This is a genomic window from Amycolatopsis sp. CA-128772, assembly GCF_002904295.1.
Taxonomy (GTDB): Bacteria; Actinomycetota; Actinomycetes; order Mycobacteriales; family Pseudonocardiaceae; genus Amycolatopsis.
On the sequence record NZ_PPHG01000121.1, the window covers coordinates 1 to 20,650 of the forward strand.

At 69.1% G+C, this 20,650-nt stretch carries 17 protein-coding genes; 10 read left to right on the plus strand and 7 right to left on the minus strand.

The window, feature by feature from the left end:
* The 3 genes from C2L59_RS46690 to C2L59_RS46700 all read right to left on the minus strand — a co-directional run.
* A partial coding sequence (locus tag C2L59_RS46690; protein ID WP_146060551.1) for an ABC transporter permease occupies nt 1-747 on the minus strand: 747 nt, incomplete at its 3' end.
* On the minus strand, nt 740-2,290 hold the full coding sequence (locus C2L59_RS46695) for a sugar ABC transporter ATP-binding protein (RefSeq protein ID WP_103356004.1): 1,551 nt from the start codon (nt 2,288-2,290) through the stop codon (nt 740-742). The genes C2L59_RS46690 and C2L59_RS46695, both read right to left, overlap by 8 nt.
* Nucleotides 2,291-2,294: 4 nt before the next feature.
* Entirely contained in the window at nt 2,295-3,245 is a 951-nt protein-coding gene (locus tag C2L59_RS46700; RefSeq protein WP_158263176.1) for a substrate-binding domain-containing protein, read from the minus strand.
* Nucleotides 3,246-3,948: 703 nt separating this feature from the next.
* Here C2L59_RS46700 and C2L59_RS46705 point away from each other — a divergent pair.
* From C2L59_RS46705 to C2L59_RS46725, 5 genes are all read left to right on the plus strand, one after another.
* The gene (locus tag C2L59_RS46705; RefSeq protein ID WP_103356006.1) at nt 3,949-5,409 is read left to right on the plus strand and encodes an aldehyde dehydrogenase family protein; all 1,461 of its coding nucleotides are present in this window, start codon (nt 3,949-3,951) and stop codon (nt 5,407-5,409) included.
* 71 nt (nt 5,410-5,480) lie between these two features.
* Nucleotides 5,481-6,233 (plus strand): SDR family NAD(P)-dependent oxidoreductase, encoded by a 753-nt coding sequence (locus C2L59_RS46710; protein ID WP_103356007.1) that lies wholly within the window; start codon nt 5,481-5,483, stop codon nt 6,231-6,233.
* Between the two features lie 33 nt (nt 6,234-6,266).
* Complete coding sequence (locus C2L59_RS46715; protein ID WP_103356008.1) at nt 6,267-6,863, plus strand: nuclear transport factor 2 family protein; 597 nt, start codon at nt 6,267-6,269, stop codon at nt 6,861-6,863.
* A gap of 52 nt (nt 6,864-6,915) precedes the next feature.
* The gene (locus tag C2L59_RS46720) at nt 6,916-7,866 is read left to right on the plus strand and encodes a zinc-binding alcohol dehydrogenase family protein (protein ID WP_103356009.1); all 951 of its coding nucleotides are present in this window, start codon (nt 6,916-6,918) and stop codon (nt 7,864-7,866) included.
* Between the two features lie 180 nt (nt 7,867-8,046).
* On the plus strand, nt 8,047-8,847 hold the full coding sequence (locus tag C2L59_RS46725; RefSeq protein WP_199199834.1) for an IclR family transcriptional regulator: 801 nt from the start codon (nt 8,047-8,049) through the stop codon (nt 8,845-8,847).
* Between the two features lie 34 nt (nt 8,848-8,881).
* Here the strand turns inward: C2L59_RS46725 and C2L59_RS46730 are convergent, their stop codons facing one another.
* Nucleotides 8,882-10,561 carry a bifunctional 3-(3-hydroxy-phenyl)propionate/3-hydroxycinnamic acid hydroxylase gene (locus C2L59_RS46730; RefSeq protein WP_103356011.1) on the minus strand — a complete coding sequence of 560 codons (1,680 nt, stop codon included), beginning with the start codon at nt 10,559-10,561 and terminating at the stop codon, nt 8,882-8,884.
* A 336-nt stretch (nt 10,562-10,897) separates the two neighbouring features.
* Here C2L59_RS46730 and C2L59_RS46735 point away from each other — a divergent pair, with 336 nt between their 5' ends.
* The 4 genes from C2L59_RS46735 to C2L59_RS46750 all read left to right on the plus strand — a co-directional run bounded on the left by C2L59_RS46735 (nt 10,898) and on the right by C2L59_RS46750 (nt 15,233).
* Nucleotides 10,898-11,794: a VOC family protein gene (locus tag C2L59_RS46735; protein ID WP_103356012.1), complete on the plus strand. Its 897-nt coding sequence runs from the start codon at nt 10,898-10,900 to the stop codon at nt 11,792-11,794.
* Nucleotides 11,791-13,428, plus strand: coding sequence for a bifunctional 3-(3-hydroxy-phenyl)propionate/3-hydroxycinnamic acid hydroxylase (locus tag C2L59_RS46740; RefSeq protein WP_158263177.1), 1,638 nt, complete (start codon nt 11,791-11,793; stop codon nt 13,426-13,428). The genes C2L59_RS46735 and C2L59_RS46740 overlap by 4 nt, the downstream gene beginning before the upstream one ends.
* A 255-nt stretch (nt 13,429-13,683) precedes the next feature.
* A complete protein-coding gene (locus C2L59_RS46745; protein ID WP_370444849.1) occupies nt 13,684-14,424 on the plus strand; it encodes a fumarylacetoacetate hydrolase family protein in 741 nt (246 codons plus the stop codon).
* A gap of 101 nt (nt 14,425-14,525) precedes the next feature.
* A complete protein-coding gene (locus C2L59_RS46750) occupies nt 14,526-15,233 on the plus strand; it encodes an amidohydrolase family protein (RefSeq protein WP_255410392.1) in 708 nt (235 codons plus the stop codon).
* 279 nt (nt 15,234-15,512) lie between these two features.
* On the opposite strand, the gene C2L59_RS46755 is transcribed toward C2L59_RS46750, so the two are convergent.
* From C2L59_RS46755 to C2L59_RS46765, 3 genes are all read right to left on the minus strand, one after another.
* Entirely contained in the window at nt 15,513-17,273 is a 1,761-nt protein-coding gene (locus C2L59_RS46755; protein WP_146060554.1) for a tannase/feruloyl esterase family alpha/beta hydrolase, read from the minus strand.
* A 461-nt stretch (nt 17,274-17,734) separates the two neighbouring features.
* Nucleotides 17,735-18,862, minus strand: coding sequence for an AI-2E family transporter (locus tag C2L59_RS46760; RefSeq protein WP_103356017.1), 1,128 nt, complete (start codon nt 18,860-18,862; stop codon nt 17,735-17,737).
* A gap of 376 nt (nt 18,863-19,238) precedes the next feature.
* The gene (locus C2L59_RS46765; protein WP_199199837.1) at nt 19,239-20,123 is read right to left on the minus strand and encodes a LacI family DNA-binding transcriptional regulator; all 885 of its coding nucleotides are present in this window, start codon (nt 20,121-20,123) and stop codon (nt 19,239-19,241) included.
* Between the two features lie 32 nt (nt 20,124-20,155).
* Between C2L59_RS46765 and C2L59_RS46770 the strand changes: the two genes are divergently transcribed.
* Nucleotides 20,156-20,341, plus strand: a complete 186-nt coding sequence (locus tag C2L59_RS46770; protein WP_103356041.1) for an STAS domain-containing protein — start codon at nt 20,156-20,158, stop codon at nt 20,339-20,341.
* Nucleotides 20,342-20,650 lie beyond the last annotated feature (309 nt).

Consider the following 20,650-nt stretch of genomic DNA (forward strand, 5'->3'; position numbering starts at 1 on the left):
GTTGCCGCCGGTGGCGTAGATCCGTCGGCCGAGTGGGGTGCGTTCCAGGACGTACCACAGGAGGGTGGCGACGGCGATCATGATCCAGAACGGGTAGGCCAGGCCGAGGAACTGGCCGGTGGCGATCCGGGAGAAGCCGGGGGGCAGGCCGACGATCTGCTCACTGCCCGACAGCCAGGCGATCACGGCGGTCAGCAGTGAGGACACGCCCAAGGTGGCGATGAAGGACGGGATCCTCGCCCGGGTGATCAACAGCCAGGACAGCACTCCGACCCCGGCTCCCGCCACCAATGACAACAGCACTGCCACCGCCACGGGCAGGTGCCCGAGCAGCAGCCAGGCGACCACGATCGCGCCCAGTCCGACCTCGGTCCCGATCGCCAGATCCACCACGCCGGCGGCGATCGGCACCACCAAACCCACCGCGACCAGACAGGTGATCGCCTGGTCCGACAGCAACGACCGCCAGGTGCCGGCGGTCAGGAAGGAGTCGGGTACCCACAGCGAGAACACCACGACCATGACCGCCAGCAGGTACAACGCAGCCACGTTGCGAAAAGCCACCGCCCCCCGCCAACGTCGACCCACCAGGACCGGCAGCGTTTCACCCGGGGCTTTCCCGGGCGCCGCGACGTTCATGGCGCTGTTCTCCTCGCTGCGTTCGCTCGTTGCACTGTCAGGTCCTGCGCACTGGCGGGATCGCACACCGACGGCTGCTTCACTTCCGGACACCGCACGGTCAGGCACCGCGCTCACCTCCGCGTTCCTCGCCGGCGGCTGCCCGCAGGTCCAGCTCGTCCCGCACGAGGCGAGCCTCCGTCAGTTCGGCCCGCGGAACCTCGCTGACCACCCGGCCCTCCATGAGGACCAGCACCCGGTCGCACAAGGTCACCAGCTCCTTGGTGTCGGACGAGCACAGCAGCACTGCGGCCCCCTCACCGCGGGCCGCGAGGATCAGCTCGTAGATGGCCGCCTTCGCGCCGACGTCGACGCCCTGGGTGGGCTCGTCGAGCAGCAGCACCCGGGGACGGACCCGCAGCCACTTGGCCAGCACGACCTTCTGCTGGTTACCGCCGGAGAACAGCTGCAACCGCCGCTCGGGGTCGGCCGGGCGCAGCCCGACGGTGTCGATCCAGGCACGGGCCTCGGCCCGCTCGGCCCGGGCGTCGAGGCGGCCGAACGCCCGCCGCAGCGGTCGCATCGCCGGTAGCGTCAGGTTTTCCCGGACGCTCATCCCCAGCACCGCGCCACCCCGTCGGCGGTCGGCCGGTACGTAGGCCATCCCGGCCTCGATCGCCGCCATCGTGTCGTCAGCGGCCAGTTCCTCCCCGGCGACGTCGACCCGGCCCCCGTACCGGTGCGCGGCACCGAACAGCATGGGCCCGAGCTGCTCCCTGCCCGATCCGAGGATGCCGCCGATCCCCACGATCTCCCCGGCTCGCAGGGTCAACGAGAAGTCCTGGATCTCCTCACCGCTGATCCCGGCGACCTCCAGCACCGGTGGTCCCGGAGCGGCCTGCCGGCTCACTGACGGGTCGGCCACGGCCCGGCCGGCGATCAGGGCGACGACGGCGTCGTGGTCCAGCCGGTCGGTGGGCTCCTCCGCCACCACCTGTCCGTTCCGCAGGACGACCACGCGGTCCGCCAGCTGGAGCACCTCGTCCAGGCGGTGGGAGATGAAAACCACTCCCGCGCCGGAGGCCGCGACCCGCCTGACGGCTTCGAAGAGCAGTTGCACCTCGTCCCCGTGCAGCGCCGTCGTCGGCTCGTCCAGGACCAGCACGTTGTCCGGGCGGGTCCAGCCGTCCATCGCCCGGGCGATAGCGACGATCGCCCGCTGCGCCGGGGACAGCCGGCCGACGGGAAGGGTCACGTCGAATCCGGGGCCGAACCGGGCAATCAGCTCTTGGGCGTGCCGACGCTCGGCCGTCCCGTGCACCGGGGCCAGGCCTCGGCCGGGGGTCGTGCGGCGCAGCCCCAGGTTCTCGACGGTGGTCAGGATGTCGGCCAGTCCGAGGTCCTGGTGGATGAAGTGCAGCTCCTCCCTCGCCGGGAGCCCGGACACCAGCCGGCCTCCGGCGTCGCGGACCTTCACGACCGATCCGGGATCGGCGGAGTGGACCCCGGCGAGGATCTTCACCAGCGTCGACTTCCCGGATCCGTTGTGGCCGAGGACGGCCACGATCTCGCCGGAGCGGACCTCCAGGGACACGTCGTCGAGCGCCTTCAGCCCGGGGAACGTTTTCGACATGCCGCTCACGCGCAGCAGCGGTACGGATGCGGTGGCCATCGGCTCACCTCGCCGGGTGCCACAGCGTGGCGAACCGCTGCTGGTAGTCCGGGTAGGCGGACCAGCCCCGCGAGGGGTCGAAGGTGATGTCCCGCTGTCCGAGCAGCTGGATCGGCACCTCGCCGGCCTGCTCGGACGCCGTCGGCTGATCACCTTCGACCAGACGCGCCGCGGCGTCGACAGCGGTCCACACGGCGATCGGGAAGTCGACGGCCAGCCCGGCCGTCATGCCGCCGTCCTTGATGTCCTGCAGGCCTCCGGGCTGGGGTGCGTAGCCGAGGGTCGTGACCGACAGACCGGCCGCCTTCATCGCGGTCGGCAGACCAGCGGCCACCTCGGCGCTCGCGAACACCGCCACGTCGGTTTTGGGGTGGGACTGCAGGTCGGTGACGACCGTGCGGGCGGAGGTGGTACCCAACGTGGCGACGTTGATCTGTACCGCCCGGACCGCGCATCCCGCGCAGTTCTTCCGCATCTCCTCTTCGAAAGCTTGTTGCTGCTTGGTGGAGAAGTCGATCGCGGGCACGCCGTAGAACACGACGTCGGCCTGGCCGCCCTTGTTCGCGATAACCCAGTCGGCCATCAATTTGCCGGCCGTCTGCGTCGTCTGCAGACCGATGTAGTTGAAGGTGACGCCGTACGGTGCGGTATCCCGCGCGACCGAGATCGTGACGACCTTGATGCCGGCGGCGGACAGTTCCTTGAGCGCACCGCCGAACGCGTTCGGGTCGATGCCGGAGATGATCACGACGGCCGGCTTGAGGGTGAGGACGCTGGAGACCGCGGCCTGCATGGACTGTGCGGTGGTGCCGGCGCTCACCGCGGTCAGCGTGCCTCCGACCTCCTTGATCGCGGGGGCCAGCAGCTTGGCCGTGAATCCGCAGGCGGCGGTCCCGCACTGCAGGAAGGCGAACGTCGTCCCGGCCGGCAGCGGCCTGCTGAGTGGCTGCGTCACCGGGAACGCACCCGAGTGACCGGTGTAGGGCGCGACAGCCGCCTGCGCCGCCGCCGTGTTCGCTCCCTGTGCCGATGCCCCGGACGAGGTCGAGCTCGACCCGCAGGCGGCGACGGAGACAGCCATCACCACCACCGCCGCGCACGCCGCTGCCACCCGGGGCGCGGTGCTGCGGGTCCAGCGCCCACCGGCACTCTTGGGTGGCGGCGGAAACGGCATGGTCTGCCCCGCCGGCCCGGATGTCCCGGACCGTGCGGGCGCGGCGCTGCCGCGCCTCAGATGACCGATCTTCGCGAGCAGCACTCGACTCTCCTGTCGTCAGTGACACGTTGTCGTTTTTCCTGCCAACGATGCGGGCCTGGGCCCTTCGCTCCTCGAACCGCCGGCGACTGGTGGCTTGCCGAGTGGTGCCGACGCGCGGCCGGTGCGGCAGGGTCGGCCTGGTGGTCTGCTTCTGTGGCGGTCGTTACATACAGCGGTAGAGCGAAGCTAAGGGAGAGGTCAGGCCCTGTCAAGGGCTCTTGCTGCCGCCGATCGGCCTTGACACAAGTGGACCACGGGGTTCAGCATTCGTGAATCGAATGCACAGAGGTGAACGTTGGACCTTGGTGGACAGCGGGAACGGCGTTGCCCGACTCCCGCACCTCGGGCGCTCTCCCTACGTGGTCCTCGCAGACATGCCCTCATCGGAGGAGACGAGAAGATGACTGAGCACATCGCGGTGCGGCACTTCATCTGTGGTGAACGAGTCGGTTCCGCCCGGACCTCGAACAGCGTCGACCCGGCGACCGGTGAGGTCATCGGTACCTACGCCGACGCGGACAAGGCGGACGGGCAAGCGGCGATCGACGCCGCCCGCAGCGCCTTCCTCGACAGTGATTGGCGGCTGGACGCGATGCGACGGGCCACGGCGCTGAGTCACCTGGCCGACGCCTACGCCGAACGGATGGACGCCGTAGTGGCCACGCTCTGCCGGGAGAACGGCAAGCTGCCGGGCGAGGCGGCGTTCGAGGCGCACTTCATCGTCCGGGCCCTGCGCTTCGCCTCGGGGCTCGCGCTGCACACCTTCGGCCGGGTCAGTGACACCCAGCCGGGCCGGCAGGCCATGACGATCCGCCAGCCGGTCGGCGTCGCGGGACTGATCGCCCCGTGGAACTCGCCGGCGTACCTGTCGATTCGGGCCCTGGCCCCGGCACTCGCGGCCGGCTGCACCACCGTGCTCAAACTGCCCGGCCAGGCCGCCCAGTCCGGCCACCTGGCGGCGGAAATCTTCGCCGGCGTGCCGGAACTGCCGGCCGGTGTGGTCAACGTCGTCATCGAGTCCGGCTCCGAGGTCGCCGAACTGCTGGTGGAGTCGCCCCAGGTGCCGGTGATCAGCTACACCGGCAGCACCGCGACCGGCCGGATCATCGCCAGGAACGCGGCGGAGAACTTCAAGCGGGTGGGGCTGGAGCTGGGCGGCAAAACACCCCACCTGGTCTTCTCGGATGCCGATCTCGACCTGGTCCTGCCCACCGTCGTGGCCTCGTCGACCGTGTTCGCCGGGCAGTTCTGCATGACCGGGAGCCGGGTTCTCGTGCAGCGCGAAATCGCCGAGGAGTTCACCCAGCAGCTGGCCGAGCGGCTCGAGGCGGTCAAGCCCGGCCCGGCGTCGGATCCGGCCAGCCAGATCGGGCCGATGATCGACACCGCGTCGGTCGCGCGCGTCGACGCCGCCGTCGAAGAAGCCATCGCGGCGGGCGCGAAGCCGATCGTCCGCGGCGGCCCGAGCACCGACCCGGCCCTGGCGGGCGGCGCCTTCTACCACCCGACGCTGCTGTCGGTGGAGGACGCCTCGCTGCCGATCGTGCAGGAGGAAACCTTCGGGCCGGTGCAGACCGTCCAGGTCTTCGACACCGAGGAGGAGGCGGTGGCCCTGGCGAACGGCACCAAGTACGGGCTGTCCGCGTCCGTCTACAGCCGCGACGTCGACCGGCCGGCGCGCCTGGCCCGGCAGCTCGACGCGGGCCTGATCTCGGTCAACTCCTGGGCCAATCTGACCATCGAGTTCGAAGAGGGCGGCTACAAGGCCAGCGGACTCGGCCGGCTCGGCGGCACGGCCAGCATGGAGGACTTCCTCGAGTACAAGCAGATCGTGCAGGACTACGTGCCGGTTCAGCACTGACCCACCGGGCGGCACGCCGCGCAAAGCCCGCAACAGCGGGCACCCGTAACACCGGAAAAAGGAGCAATCCCATGAGCAGCCCGTCCACCCACGCCGGCCGTGTCGCTGTCGTCACCGGCGCGGCAGGCGGGTTCGGTACCGCCATCTCCGTCGAGCTCGCCCGCCGGGGCGCCGACGTCATCGCGGTCGACCTGAACCCCGCGGACAAGACGGTCGCGGCCGTGCAGGAGGCCGGCCGGAAGGCGCTTGCGCTGCAGGCGGACCTCACCGACCCGCAGCAGGTCGAAGCGATCACCGCCGACGTGCTCGGGTTCGCCGGGCACGTCGACATCCTCGTCAACAACGCCGGCGCCTTCCCCTTCCGGGACATCTGGGAGCTGGACTTCGCCGAGTGGAAGCGCATCCAGGGCATCAACCTGGACTCCCAGTTCCTCATGGCGAAAGCGGTGATGGGCTCGATGCGCGACAATTCCTGGGGGCGGATCGTCAACGTCGCTTCGAACTCGCTCGGCCTCGCGGTGCCCGACATGGTCCCCTACATGGCCGCCAAGGGTGGGGTGATCGGCTTCACCCGGGCCCTGGCCACCGACCTGGCTCCGCACGGCATCACCGTCAACGCCGTCTGTCCCACGGCGTCGAGCACCCCGGGCGGCCAGGCTTTCATCGGTGACGAGGTGCTGGAGATGGTCGCCGGCATGCAGGCGATCAAGCGGGTCGGGACGGCCGCCGACATCGTGGGCACTGTCTGCTTCCTCTCCAGCGACGATTCGGCCTTCGTGACGGGGCAGACCATCGTCGCCGACGGCGGCCTGATGCGGGTCTGAGTGGTCCTCGACATTCCTCGGCAAGGAGCCGCCATGAACGACACCACCGAGATCACCCAGGTGATCCTCAAAGAGCGCCAAGGGCGCGACCGCGGCTGGTTCGACCAGGAAGGCTCCTGCTTCCACCCGCACTCGCGGGTCCGCATCACCTGGTTCGACGGATCCGGGGCAGAGTTCGTCGAGCTGTCCCGGGAGAGCTTTGCGGAGGGTCTCCGGCCGAGCCACCGGCTGTCCCCGCCCGTGGTGCACTCGGCGGGCGACCGGGCGATGGCGGAGGTACCGGCCGAGATCTCGATCGTCCAGAGCTTCGGTGGCGTCGACGCCTACGTCATCTCCTGCACCAGGCTGCTGTACCGGCTGGAACGCATCGAAGGTAGTTGGAAGATCTCCAGCCTTGATTGCGTCTACGACCGCGACACCCTTGTCCCCGTCGTGTTCGGAACGTCGCCGAAGATCGACACCGAGATCCTCGCCCGATTCCGCAGGCCGTTCATGTACCTCGCCTACCACCTGCACGAGATCGGCAAGTCACTTCGCGACGATCTCTACGGAAGCGATCGCCCGGAGCAGGTGGACGAGCTCTACGAGGTCGCCTTCGGCTGGCTGCACCAGGCGCCCGCCACCCGGTGAGACAGCCGGCCCCGCACGCGAAACCACCTGACAACGGCCAAGGAAGAAGGACATGAAGGCTGCCGTACTGCACAAGCTGGATTCCGCGCCCGCCTACGACGACTTCCCGCCGCCGACGGGCGGTGGCGGGAACTCGGTGCTGCGCGTCGCCGCCGCCGGAGTGCACCATTTCGTGCTCCTGCGCGCGTCCGGTCGGTTCTACGGCGAAGTGCCCCCCGTTCCGCACGTGGTGGGAACCGACGGGGTCGGCTTCACCGACGATGGGGAACGGGTTTTCTTCGACGAGACCGTGGGACCCTACGGCGCCTGGGCTGAACAGACCCTCGTACCCACCGACCGGCTGATGCCGGTGGCGCCCGGCATCGACGACCTCGCCGCCGCCGCCCTGGGCAACACCGGGCTGGTGGCCTGGACCGCCCTGACCTGGCGCGCGCGGCTTCAGCCGGGTGAGACGGTGCTGGTCCTGGGCGCCACCGGAGCGCTGGGCCGCATCGCCCACCAGGCAGCCCGGGCTCTTGGCGCCGGTGCGGTGGTGGCCGCCGACCTGCCAGGCCCGGCTTTGGATCGGCTCGCTGCTGAGCCCGGCCTGTCCGCCGTCTCCCTCGTCGACGATCCCGACGACTTCGCGCGAACGGTGCTCGACCGCGTCGGTCCCCTCGACGTGATCATCGATCCGCTGTGGGGCCTGCCCGCACTGGGTGCGATCAAGGCGGCACGGCACGGTGCCCGGTTGATCCAGATGGGGCAGGTCGCCGGTCCCTCACTCGATCTCCCGGCCGCCGAGCTGCGGGCCCGAGCGCTGGACCTGCGCAGCTACGCGCTCTTCCACTGCCCGTTCGAGGACCGCCGGGCCGCCTACCTGGAGCTCACCCGGAGTGTCGCGGCCGGCAAGGTGCAAGTCGACGTCGAGGCCGTGCCGCTACGAGAGGTCAAAGCCGCCTGGGAGCGGCAGACCGCCGGAGCGCGCCGGAAGCTCGTGCTCGTCCCCGGACAGCGCAGCTGACCGTGCACCCGTTCGGGCCGGCACCCGGCGCACCGGCCGCGGTTGCGCGGTCGCCCAGCCGCGGCTGCCCGCCCGTCCCACCGCCGTCGGCGTCCTGCTGACCGGTCAGCAGGACGCCTTCTCGCAGAGCTCTGGCTGGTCAATGACCGTGCAACTTCCGCCGGTGAATAGAGTGAGGACGTGACCGCCCCCCAGCTGCCGCCCGACCCGAGTGACGAGCCTGGAACGTCGCCCGCTCGACAGGGTATCCAATCCGTCGAACTCGCCATGACGGTGCTGCAGGCGCTGGAGCAGGGCCTCGGCCCCATGACCCTCAGCCAGATCGCCGTCGCGAGCCGGATGCAGCCGAGCAAGGCGCACCGCTATCTGGTGAGCCTGGGGCGCGCCGGGCTCGTGGCCCAGTCGTCCCGGTCGGGACGCTACGACCTGGGCCCCGCCCTGCGGCGGCTGGGCATCGAGGCGCTGCGCCGGATGGACGAGGTTTCCTTGGTCTCCGAGCACCTGCCGGCCCTGCGCGACCGGACCGGCCACGCGGTCAACCTCGCCGTCTGGGGTGACAACGGACCGGTTGTCGTCCGCTGGGAGTACGGGTCGTACGCACTCCCCATCACCGTCCGGGTCGGCGCCACGATGTCGTTGCTGACGTCGTCCATCGGCCGGGTGTACCTGGCCCACCTGCCGAAGACGCTCACCGGGCCCCTGCTTCGCGGCCAGCTCCGGATGCCCGGCGCTCCAAGCCGGGACGAGGTCGACGGGTTCACCGCTGACGTCCTGCGCACCGGCGTCGCGGTCACCTCCGGCGGGGTCGTTCCCGGCGTGGTCTCGGTCGCCGCACCGGTGTTCTCCGCGGCGGATTCGCTGCCGCTGGTGGTGGCCGTCGCACTGCCCGCGCCGCAGGCCACCGATGCCGAGCTCGCTTCCGTGACGGCTGGATTGCTGGACTCGGCACGGGCGATGTCGCAGGAGCTCGGGCACTCGTAGTCACGAGCGGTGCTCCCGCCGCCGACGGCCTCGGTCAGCTGGACGCGGCTCGCTCGACGTCGACGCCATGGTCGGCATTCGTCCGCCCGTGCCATCCGTGACCGGCCAGGACGTCGGCGAGCTCGTCGAGCACGGCCGGCAGGTCGGTGACCGAGCGCGCGGTGCCGAAGACGTAACCGTCGGGGCGCTGCACGAAAGCCTGCGCGTCGTTGGCCTGGAACCACTGGTCGTACTCCGCGTCGAGGTCGAGGTAGTAACCGGGGCCGGGGCCCCGGGACACGTGCGCGATGTCCACGTCCAGCCGGGCGATGAGGTCTCGCTGCTTCTGGTCGAACAACTCGGGCGGAACGGCGTGGCGGGCGACGATGCGCCACCCGGACCCGAACTCGTCGAACCGGTCGACCCTGCGGTCGAGCGCCACCCGGGCCTGGGGGGAAAGCCGGCCGACGGCGCTCCCGAGCTCGTTCTCCGAACCTCTGGCCACGATGCCGGGTCCCAGCCGGGGAAAGCTCGGCGGGGTGGGTACGTTCCCGGCGCGCAGCATCTCGTCACGCTGCCGTGCGGCCTCGGGATCGCGCATGAGCACGAGCTCGCCGAAGGCCATCGAAATCTCGGTCAGCCGGCGCACGTGCGGCGCCCGCTCCGACTCGTAGGTGTCGAGCAGGGTCTGGTCCGCGTCGCCGCGGAAGACCGCGTCGAGCTTCCACGACAGGTTCAACGCGTCGCGGATCCCGGAGCACATGCCCTGGCCCATGAACGGCGGCATGGTGTGGGCGGCGTCGCCGGCGAGCAGCACCCGACCCTGCCGCCAGGGAGTCGTCAGGGCACTTTCGAAGGTGTAGACGCCTCGCCGTTCGATCCGGCCGACGTCGGGAGTGATGTCCCAGCGCTTCAGCAGCTCCCAGCAGCGCTGCTCGTCCATCAGCTCCGCGCGGCTTTCGCCCTCGTTCAGCGCGAACTCGAACCGCGAGTGGCGCGGCCCCGACCAGCGGCCGGCCAGCAGCGGCCGGTTGATGTCGAGCACCTGGTACACCTCGGGCAACTGGGGCAGGTGAACGTCCGGGTCGGTGTGCTCGATGTCGATGACGAGCTGGTCGAGGGCCGGGAATCCGAGGTCCGTCCGCTCGCTGCCGATGCGGGAGCGCACCCAGCTGCGCGCTCCGTCGGCGCCGATGACGTAACTGGCGCGGACAGTACCCGGCTCGGCGCCCGGCCGTGGCTCGGCTTCGGGACCGTGGCTGGGGACGACGGTGAGAGTGACCGCGTCGCCGTCCTGCACGAGCCCGGTCGCCACGGTCCCCATGCGAACCTCGACGCCGAGCGCGCGGACCTGGGCGTCGAAGATCGCCTCGATCTCCGGCTGGTAGGAGAGGTAGCTCTCCTTCCAGCCGGCGCCCCCCTTGCCCAGCATGACGGTCGCCAGGACGTCCATGTCCGCCGAGGTCAGGCTCCACTCCACCATCGGACGAGCCACCAGCTCGACGTCTTCCGCGACGCCCAGTTTCTGGAAGGTGCGCATCGTCTCGCTGTCGAGATGGCCCGCTCGGGACAGCGAGTAGCGCTCGGGCCAGCGCTCGAGTACGACCACGTCCAGACCGCGCTGGGCGAGCAACCCGGCGGCGATCATGCCGACCGGCCCGTAGCCGACGATGGCGACGTCGCAGTCGGTGGGCCGAGCCGGCGTCCGCTCGGGGGCCTTGCTGGAAGGGGTCACGTCGTCTCCTGGTGGCTGCGGCTCGATGGCTGGAGCGTCGGTTCGCGGCTCGTCTCGAGAACGGCCTCGCGACGTCGGGTCCCAGGACCACGGCGCAGCTGGCGCTACGCGATCGTCCGGTTCCGTAAGGAGCGTTCCAGTTACATCGGTCACGGTAAGTGGACGTGTGCTGCTGCGTCAAGCCGTCCGCGTAGTGCGGAAACGCGGCCGCCGGGCTTGACCCCGCGGCAGCTACGCCCGGAGGCTCGACCAAGAAGATGCGTTCACTTATATGCAGTCAATTCACTTGAGTGGTACGTTGCTGCGAAGACGACCCCCCGTTGTTGAGGAGTTGGCATGGGTGTCCACCGCGTGATCAGCCTCGTCCGGGAGGTGCCGAACCTCCCGTTGACCTGCGCCTTCTACACAGAGTTCGGCCTACGGGAAACCTCACCCGGCACCTTCGCCACCGAGGTGGGCGGTGAGCAGCTGTTCCTGCGCAGCGGCGACGTGCCGCGGATCGCCGAGTTGAACATCGCCGCGGACGCGGACGCCGACCTCGACGCGATCGCGCAGCGGTTCGAGGAACTCGGCATCGCCTCGGTCCGCTCCGATGCCGGACTGGAGGCGACGGAGCCGGTGAGCGGCGTCCTGGTCCGCGTTTCAGTGGCCGATCGCCTGCCGCGGGATCCGGCGCCGACCGTGCCGACGTCGGTGGACCGGACCGACCTCGTCCAGCGGGAGCCGGTCCGGCCGCTGCGGCTCGGTCATGTGGTCATCGGCTGCACCGACGTGGAGGAGGCAAAGCGCTTCTTCATCGACGGCATCGGCATGCGGCTCAGCGACTACGTCATCGGCGGGCCGTTCATGCGCTTCGAAACCGACCATCACAACGTCGTCCTCCTGCCGGCTCCGATGACGCTGCTGCACCACACGGCGTGGAAGGTGCGCGGTGTCGACGAGATCGGCTACGGCGGTTCGCGGATGATCGAGAACCACCCCGAGCGGCATGCCTGGGGGCTCGGCCGGCACGCCGCGTCGGCGAACTACTTCTGGTACCTCAAAGACCCCGCAGGGTCCTTCTCCGAGTACTACTACTCGGAGATGGACGGTCTGGCGGACTCGCCGTACTTCTGGGACCCCGACCCCGGCAGCGAGGAGCTGCCCGTCGCCGCATGGGCGTCGCCGGCCCTCCACGACCGGCCGCTGGTTCCGGAGGCCATGCGAGCACCGATCCTGACCGCGGACCAGTGAACGCGCCGGCGAGCCGGCCGGCGGAAAGCTACGACGTCCTGATCGTCGGCTACGGCCCGGCCGGCATGGTGCTCAGCGCGCTGCTGGGCAGTCGGGGACACCGGGTCGGTGTCATCGAAAGGTACGCCGGGCTCTACAACCTGCCCAGAGCCGCGACGTTCGACGACGACGCCATGAGGTTGCTGCAGAAGCTCGGCATCGCCGAACGAGTCGCCGTCGGCACTCGTGTCCAACGCAGTTACAACTGGTGCAACGCCGAGGGGGAAACCCTGATCGGCAACGAATTCTCCGACTTCGGCCGCTCGGGCTGGCCGGAGTTCAACATGATGTTCCAGCCGGTCCTGGAACGCGAACTCGACGACCTGTGCCGGCGCACCCCCGGCGTCGAAATCGTCCGGGGCCGGGTGGCCACGGACTTCCGGCAGACCGGCGACGCGGTGGAGGTCGTCGCCCGGCCGGCCGACGAACTGGGAAGAGCCGCAACCGGGTCGGAGGACCGTGCCCAGGGATACACCGCCCGGTTCGCCGTCGGGTGCGACGGCGGAAACAGCTCGCTCAGGTCGAGCCTCGGCATCGAAATCGACGACTACGGCTTCCAAGAGCCGTGGCTGGTCTGCGACTTCCGCCTCACCCGCGAGGTCGACCTGCCGATGGCGCTGCAGTACGGCGATCCTGAGCAACCGACCTCCATCATCTCCATCGGACCGCACCACCACCGGTTCTCCTTCATGCTCGACGAAGCCGTCTCCTCGGCCGAGGCCGTCGACCCCGCGCAGGTGTGGCAGCGGGTCAAGCGCTGGATCACCCCGGAGGACGCCGAACTCATCCGCGTCGCGCCGTACACCTTCCGCTCGACGGTCGCCCGGGAGTGGAAGCAGGGCCGGTTCCTGCTGGCCGGCGACGCCGCCCACCAGATGCCACCGTTCCTGGGCCAGGGCATGTGCTCCGGCCTCCGAGATGCGCACAACCTCGCCTGGAAACTCGATCTCGTGCTGCGGGGAGCCGACGAGAAGCTGCTCGACACCTACGCCGCCGAACGTTCGCCGCACGTGCGGGCCATCACCGAAAAGGCGGTCGAACTCGGCCGGATCCAGACCATCCGCGACAAGCGGGCGGCCAGACTGCGCGACGAAGAACTGCTCCGGCGCAAGCGCGCGGCCCAACTCCCCGAGGGTTTCCGTTTCCCCGGCTACGACGCGGGTTTCCTCGCGGCGGCCGCCCCGGGCGACAGCGCCCGCGGCAAGTTGTTCCCGCAGGCGTGGGTCGCGCACCCACCGGGCCGCAGGCAGCGCTTCGACGACGTGTCCGGCAGCGGATGGCTGCTCCTCGCCCGAGACGCAGCTGTGATCGCGGACCGCAACGACGACCTGGACGCTTGGCGCACGGTGGGCGGCGCGGTACTCGTCCTCGGCGCGTCGGCGGACAGCGAGTTCGAAGCCGGGACGGCGATCGACGACGTCGACGACGCGTACCGGCGATGGTTCGACGAGCACGCCTGCGTGGCGGTCGTGGTCCGGCCCGACTGGTACGTCTACGGCTCCGCCGCGTCCGCCGACTCGCTCGGCACCCTCCTGCGCGCGTGCGTCTCGGACCTGTGCCCGCAGCGCCCCGTACCCAGCACGCTCCAGGCGTAGAGCGACCTGTCCGCTGCTGCCGTCCTGTCCCAAGCCGGCCAACCGGCAAACCTGTCATCTTCCCATCGAACGAGCGGAGCAAGAGCTATGCGGATCGCCAACGTCGCCGGGCGCGCTGTCCTGGCACACGGTAAGGAGCCCGTCGACGTCTTCAAAGCGAGCGGGGGCCGATTCGGTCCCAGTCCCGCCGCGGTCTTCGAGCGGTGGGCCGAGTTCCGGGCCTGGGCCGATACCGAGTACGGGGCGGTCCAGGCCGTGCCCGATGCGGATTGGCTGACCGGTGAGCAGGTCGGAGCGCCCAGCCCGCATCCGCGGCAGGTGTTCGCCATCGGGCTGAACTATGCGGAGCACGCGCGAGAGTCCGGCTACGACCTGCCGACCACGCCGGTGGTCTTCACCAAGTTCCCCGCGTGCATCGTGGGGCCGCAGCACGAGTTGACCCTGCCACGAGGCAACGTCGACTGGGAGGTCGAGCTGGTCGCCGTGATCGGCGCGAACGCCTACCGGATCGAGGAGGAACAGGCGTGGGCGGTTGTCGCCGGTCTCACCGTCGGGCAGGACCTGTCCGAGCGCGTCCTCCAGCACTCCGGTCCAGCTCCCCAGTTCAGCCTGGCCAAGTCGTTCCCCGGCTTCGGGCCCACTGGTCCAGTCCTGGTCACCCCCGACGAATTCGCCGACCCCGACGACCTGGAGATCGGCACCCGGCTGGGCGACGAGGTCCTGCAGCTGCACCGAACCTCCGGCATGGTTTTCGGGATACCGGCCCTGGTCGCCTGGCTTTCCCACATCACCCCGCTCTTCCCCGGCGATCTCGTCTTCACCGGCACGCCGTCCGGTATCGGGATGAGCAGGACGCCGCCGCGTTTCCTGCAGCCCGGTGACGAACTCGTCAGCCACGTCGAGGGCATCGGCCGGATCAGGCAGCAGGTGGTCGGTACCTACACCGTCCCCGACCCGCCCCGCAAGACCGCAGCAGCCCTCGCCGGGGAGGGATGAGGTCCCGGGCGTCCGGCCGCCGACGGCGGCGCATGGACCGAGCCCGCACTTCTCCGTGAGCTTCGATCCGGACAGCGGGCTGCCTCGTTCACCGAGTTCGGCTGTGTTGCGCGACCTCGGCGAGGGCCGCCTGGTGGACAGGGACCGCCACGGCATCACGATGCAGGTCCTCCCGAGCCTTTCGACGCAACAGCTTCGCCGACGTCGCGGTCGACCTGGTGCGGGCGGTGAACGACACCTTCGCCGCCGCCGTTGGTTGGCATCCGACCCGGTTCGCGGCCTTCGCCGCAGTGCCGACGTCCGTGCCCGTGGAACTCGAACGGTGCGTCGGCGAGCTGGGTCGCGTCGGCACCATGATCATGCGGCGACCTGGCGACGAGTTCCCTTCCACACCTCGGTTCGACCCCGTCCTGCGGACGGCTGCCGCGCTGCGGGTCTCGGCCTCCCTGCACCCCCGGGGTGCCACCGCCGTCGACGAGCGTCTCCAATCACGAAGGACTCGACCCGTTGGTCAGCTGCAGGCGATCCTGAGGCATTGGGGCGAGATGGTGCCGTTCTACCCCGGCCGCTTCGACGAGGCGCTGCCGCGGCGCGTCACGGAGCTGGAGCGGATGATCGGTGACTACGTGCGGCAGGGCGTGTACATCACGCCCAGCGGGATGGACGGCCAGACACAGTTGCGGTACTGCGCGGGAGGTCCCCGGTACCGAGCGGATCGTGTAATCGGTCGACTGCCCGTGCATCGGCAACGAGCGCGGGCTGTCCTTTCTCTGCGGATCGCCCGAAAGCCGACTACGAGCCGAGAGTGACAGCGAGCAGCCGGTTTTCTCTTCAGGCGAGCGTGGACGTCCCGTGCTGGGGCGGCGAGCTGGCGCCGAAGCCTTGGACGGCCGCCGTTCGCCCGTAAGTGTCGCTGGCCGACTCATGAGGCTGCTGGCGCCGTGCGGGCTGGCCGGCGTCGCTGGGCAGCGACATCGGGTACAGATTGGTGCGGTCGGTCAATTGTCTCCGCACCAACGGCGGAGACAATTGACCGACGCGCGGGCTGGAATCCTATGAAGGTGAAGCTGCGGAAAAGCTGTCTCAGGCTACCCTTGATTTTCCTGTGGCTCAGGGAGCAGCGGGTACGGATGGATCTTTCGGGTGGCTGCGACCTGGCCGTCGGTCTTGGTCTGAACGGCTACGGCCGTCTGGGGAGCTTGGCCGGTGGTGACCCAGGTGTTGAGCAGATCGGCGAAACTGTCACTGGCCAGTTGTGGCCCGCTGCCTCCGACGCAGTGGTATTCACCGGGGACCATGAAAAGCCTGGCAAAACTCTGTGTCGCCGCCGCTCCGCCGGCCTTGGCTTCGATGGCCTTGTAGAACTGCACGGTGGCGTCCGGCGGCATGGCCTCGTCAGCCCAGCCGCTCCACATGATCAGCTTGCCGCCGGCGTTGCGGAACGCCTGGAGGTCCGGATTGGCGTCGTACTGTGACGCCAGGGCCGTGAGGCGGGCGGGATCGGTGTCGAAGTTGAAGCTGGTCTCCTGGAATGCCGGACCGGGATCGTGAGGAAAACCCAGGTAACGGTCGAACTGAAGACCGATACCGCCTTCGAGCGAGGGGGCGCCGGCTTCATTGATCCGAGAAGTCCATTTCAGTTCGGAGCCGGGTTCGTTGCTCGCGTACGAGGTGATCGCTTGGCCGCGCGAGTTGCGAACCGGCCCGTAGAACAGCCGTGCGACTCTCACCTGGGCGGCGCTGAGGCAGTCGGCGCCGTTGGGGTTCGCCGGTGGGCACTGCGTGATCGCCGGGTCGAAATGACAGGTTTCGGGATCGGTGATGGTGCCGTTGACGGCACCGCACGTCTGCAGCGCAGCCTCGTGAAGGATGGGGAGTTTGGCGTTCGTAAGGATTGCGTGACCGTTGGCGTCCCGGTTGACGACATCCGTGTAGATGCCGTCGTACCCGATCACCGACGACCAGTCGGGGAACGCCGGCCCGGAAATGATGCCGTTGAAGTCGGTGGGGTACCGCGCGGCCTCGACGAGCCCTTGACGCCCGCCTTCCGAGCAGCCGCTGAAGTACGACTCGCGCGGTTCCGTTCCGTAGAAAGCATGGACGATCGCCTTCGCTGCCACTGTGGTTACGTGGGTCGCACGGTAGGCGAAATCGATGTCAGCTTGGGGGTTGTTGTAGGCGAATCCTCCGTTCAGCCCGGGATCGACGTGGCCCAGGCTGTTCGCTACGGTGGCGTAGCCTTTCCCCAAGAATGGCGCGCACTCGTTGAGGTAGTAGGCGCCGCCCAGGCCGTGACTACCGTTCGCTTCCAGCATGTGGTTCCAGCCGGAAACGGGAAGCTGGACGATGAAAGTGTCCGACGGTGTCACGTATCCGTCGACGGTGCACTGGGTCACCGCCTCGCTTCCCGTGCCGCTGGTGGTGAGCTTCGCTGACGTGATGAATGTCGTGGCGCCCTGGAGGGACTCGAAATTGTCCCCGCCATTGGCGGCCAACGCCGCGCACTGTGATTCTGCGCTGGCTGCCCCTTCCGGTGCCTGCGCGGCATGGGGGCCGATCACGGCGTCCGCGGGCATTGATGCGGCGGCCAAGACCATGACCAGCATCGTGGTGGCCGCGATGCTGACGACGGTGAAGGTTCTCGACCGGCTGTCGGGAAGCGAGAGGACATGGCCAATACGAGCTCGCACGTTCTTCCCTTCGAACGACGATGGTGAGTTTGTCCGGTTGCACTGCAATAGCTTCGTGGATGATTCTTCTTCATCCTGCTTGTGACCGCGATGTCCGTATTGCTCGATATCGGCGCAACGGTCCGATCCTATGAAAGGTCTGTATTCACTATCATGCACTTACTTCACCAATAATGAAGATGCGGCCTGGCGGTGTCAAGCGCGACCGGCTAAGCCCGGTGGCGCCTGGCCATTCCGAATCGGAGTTGCAAGGGCTTGGCGAGCAGGAGTCGGACGGCGGGCTGTGCGCTGCCGGGACTCGCTTGTGCTGCCTGTCGCCACGCAGGAGCTCGGGTGTACCTCGTCGCCGCGCCGGTGTGACTGCAAGTCGGGTGCTGACTGGGCCGCATATGGTCTTCTCGGACGGGTGCCCCGGACTGCGGCGGCCTTCGTTGTCGACGCCGCGTCCCACTTGCTTGGAGGTGCTGGGACTGTCGCCGCACCTCCAAGCCGCTTGTCGGGTGACGACGGCAGCGAACAGGCCGTGGGCGATACCGACCTGACCGCCGACGCCGACGGCCACATCAAGTGGCCCGCGCCCGAGGCCCCTCGGCTTTGCCGCGAAGCGGAAAAGGGGTGGGTCAAGCTTGGTCGAGACGTGGGTAGAGCACTTCTTCGACGAGCAACAGGATCGCCGCGGCGACGGGGATGGCGACCAGCGCCCCGATGATGCCAAGCAGCGCGCCGCCGAGCAGGACGGCGACGACGGTGACCAATGCCGGAACCTTGAGCACGTTCCCGATGATCTTCGGGACGAGCAGGTAGTCCTCGACGAGCCGGTAGACGACGAAGAATCCGACCGTCGCGAGGCACACCGGAAATGAGACGGTCAGCGCGACGAGGCTCACCAGGACGCCGCCGATCACGGAACCGATCACCGGGATGAGGTCGAGCACCGCGACCGCGATGGCCAGCAGCGCCGCGTAGGGCACGCCGAAGATCAGCAGCCAGACCAGGGTGAGGACGCCGGCGATGACGGAGACGGCCAGATTGCCCAGGACGTAACCGCCGACCTTGGCGAAGATGTTGTCGCCGATGAGGATCGCCCGTGGTCGACGGGAGTGCGGGACGAGCCGGTAGATCGTGGCGCGGATGCGGGGGAGGTCGGCGACGAAGTAGATGGTCAGGACAACCACGATCAGCATGTCGGTCACGACGTTGAACACCGCTTTGCCGGCGCCCAGGACACCGCTGGTGAGGCCGCCGCCGGAGCTGAACGCCGATTCGATCGCCTGCTGCAGGTGGAAGCGTTCGTTGAGGCGGCCGAGGAAGGTGTTGTGGTCCTGAGCTTCGCGGAGGTACTCCGGGGCCCGCTGGACCAGCGCGGTGGCTTGTTCGACGATGACGGGGATCGCGGCGGCGAGGAATCCGCCGACGGCGCCGAAGGCGACGACGAACACGGTGGTGACGGCGAGCCGGCGCGGGAAACGGTGGGTCACCAGCCACGAGACGGCCGGTTCCGCGCCGATGGCGAGGAACAGGGCGAGTCCGACCAGGACGAGGATCTGCTCGGCGCCGGCGAGGAGCTGGATCAGCCCGTAGGTGACGGCGACCCCGGCGGCGGCGGTCATGCCGATGAAGAACGGCGATCGGCGGTCGAGCCGTTTGCCGATTCCGCCCAGCGGCCGTTCAGGAGTGCTGATCTGCGCGGCTTCGGCTTCGGCCTCGGCGACCGAGCTTTCTTCTTCGACGCTGTGGGGCTGGCCCACCAGCGAGTGGTGTCCTTCGGCGGCGGGATCGGATGATGAGGTCATGGGCACCGCGCTGTCTCGCACCGAAGGGCGCGTGGAGGAAGGCCGGCGCGACCCGTGGTCACGGATCCGCGCGCGAGTGATCGGCTGTGGGTTCAACCGCGGGCAGGGTAGCCATCCTCGCTGAGTTTGAACCGGCCGATGTCTGCCGGTTTCCGCTTCCGGTTGCGGCCGGCGGATCCGGAAGTGGCGGGGCGTGGACGCTGAACCCGCTCATCACGCCGTGGACACGACATACGCGCCCGGGTTGCCCGGGGTGAACGCCTTCACAGGCACCGTGCTCGCCCAGAATCTCGAGATCGGTTGAGGATCACCGGAGCGGGACGAAGGGTGCTCAACTTCCCTTCGGCGGGGCCGTGGAGTCGCGAATCGTGAGGCTCACGTCCAGGGTGACCGGATGGGCCGGCCGGACCTGCTGCTCGATCGCCGCCACCAGCATCGCGACCGCGGTGGCTCCCTTGCGGCCGATGTCCTGGATCACGGTGGTGAGCTTCGGGGTGACGTACTTGCTGAATTCCAAGTCGTCGAAGCCGACGACGGAGACGTCGCGGGGCACGGAGAAGCCCGTCGTGATCAGGCCCTCCATGATGCCGACCGCCAGGATGTCGGCGGTGGCGAACACCGCCGTCACGCTCGGATGCCGCCGGGGCAAGGATTTTCCGCAACCGAGACCTTCGTGGTGCGTGGTGTTGACGACCTCGACCATGCCGGGAGCCCAGGGCACCCCGGCGTCGTCGAACGCCGCGCGGAACCCGTCGAAGCGTTCGCGGACCACGCCCGCGAGGCAGAACTCCGGGCCCGCGAACACGATGTCCCGATGGCCCAGTGAGAGGAGGTGCTCGGCGGCGAGGCGGGCGCCCACGAAGTCGTCCGACCGCGGTCCGGCGGTGAGCCGGTTGCGGGAATAGCTGTCGATCGCCGCCATCGGGACCGGGCCGGCCGTGGCCTTGGTCCGCTTGTCGATCTGCTCGTCGACGAACCCCAGCAGGATCGCGCCGTCAAGGCTCCACGAGTGCAGGGCCTCGGTGACCTCCGCCAGCCGGGCGATGCCGCGCAGCAGCAGGTGGTAGCCGGACTTCCGCAGTTCACGCTCGGCGTGCCCGGCGATCGCCATGTGGTGCGGGCTGATCATCAGGCTGTCCTCGTCGGTCGCCGGCACCAGCAGGCCGATCAGCTTCGACGAGCTGCTGGCGAGGCTGTGCGCCGACGCGCTCGGCACGTAACCCAGCTCCGTGGCGATCCGGCACCGGCATTGACCGCGTGGTCGTCGACCTGACCCAAGTCGCGTACCTGGCGCTGGAGGCGCTGGCACCGCTGATCAACCTGGCCCGCGAATGCCAGGCCGCCGGTCTGCGGCTCCGGGTCCGCGCGTCCCCGACGGTACGGACGAAGCTCCGGACGACCGGCTTGGCAGAACTGCTGCCGCTGCAGGACTGACCACCTACGCGGGGCTGTGACGAAGGCGGCTTCGACCCAACGTGCGGCGGGGCCGGGAGTGCCGAGCTCGACGCCTGGACAACAGTCACCTGCACCAAGGAGGAGCCGAGGCACCATGGTCAACGAGGCCGACCGGTGGGCCTGGCCGCGACTCAGACGTCAGAGCGTGCCGACGATTCCGAAGCGGCTCGGAGGATCCAGTTGTGGAACTCCACCGCGAAGTGCTCCAGGTGGTGCTCGACCACAGTCGGGCCGCACGAGGCCGGGAGGGTCACCGAGAGGCTGGCGGTGAACCCGCCCTCCACATCG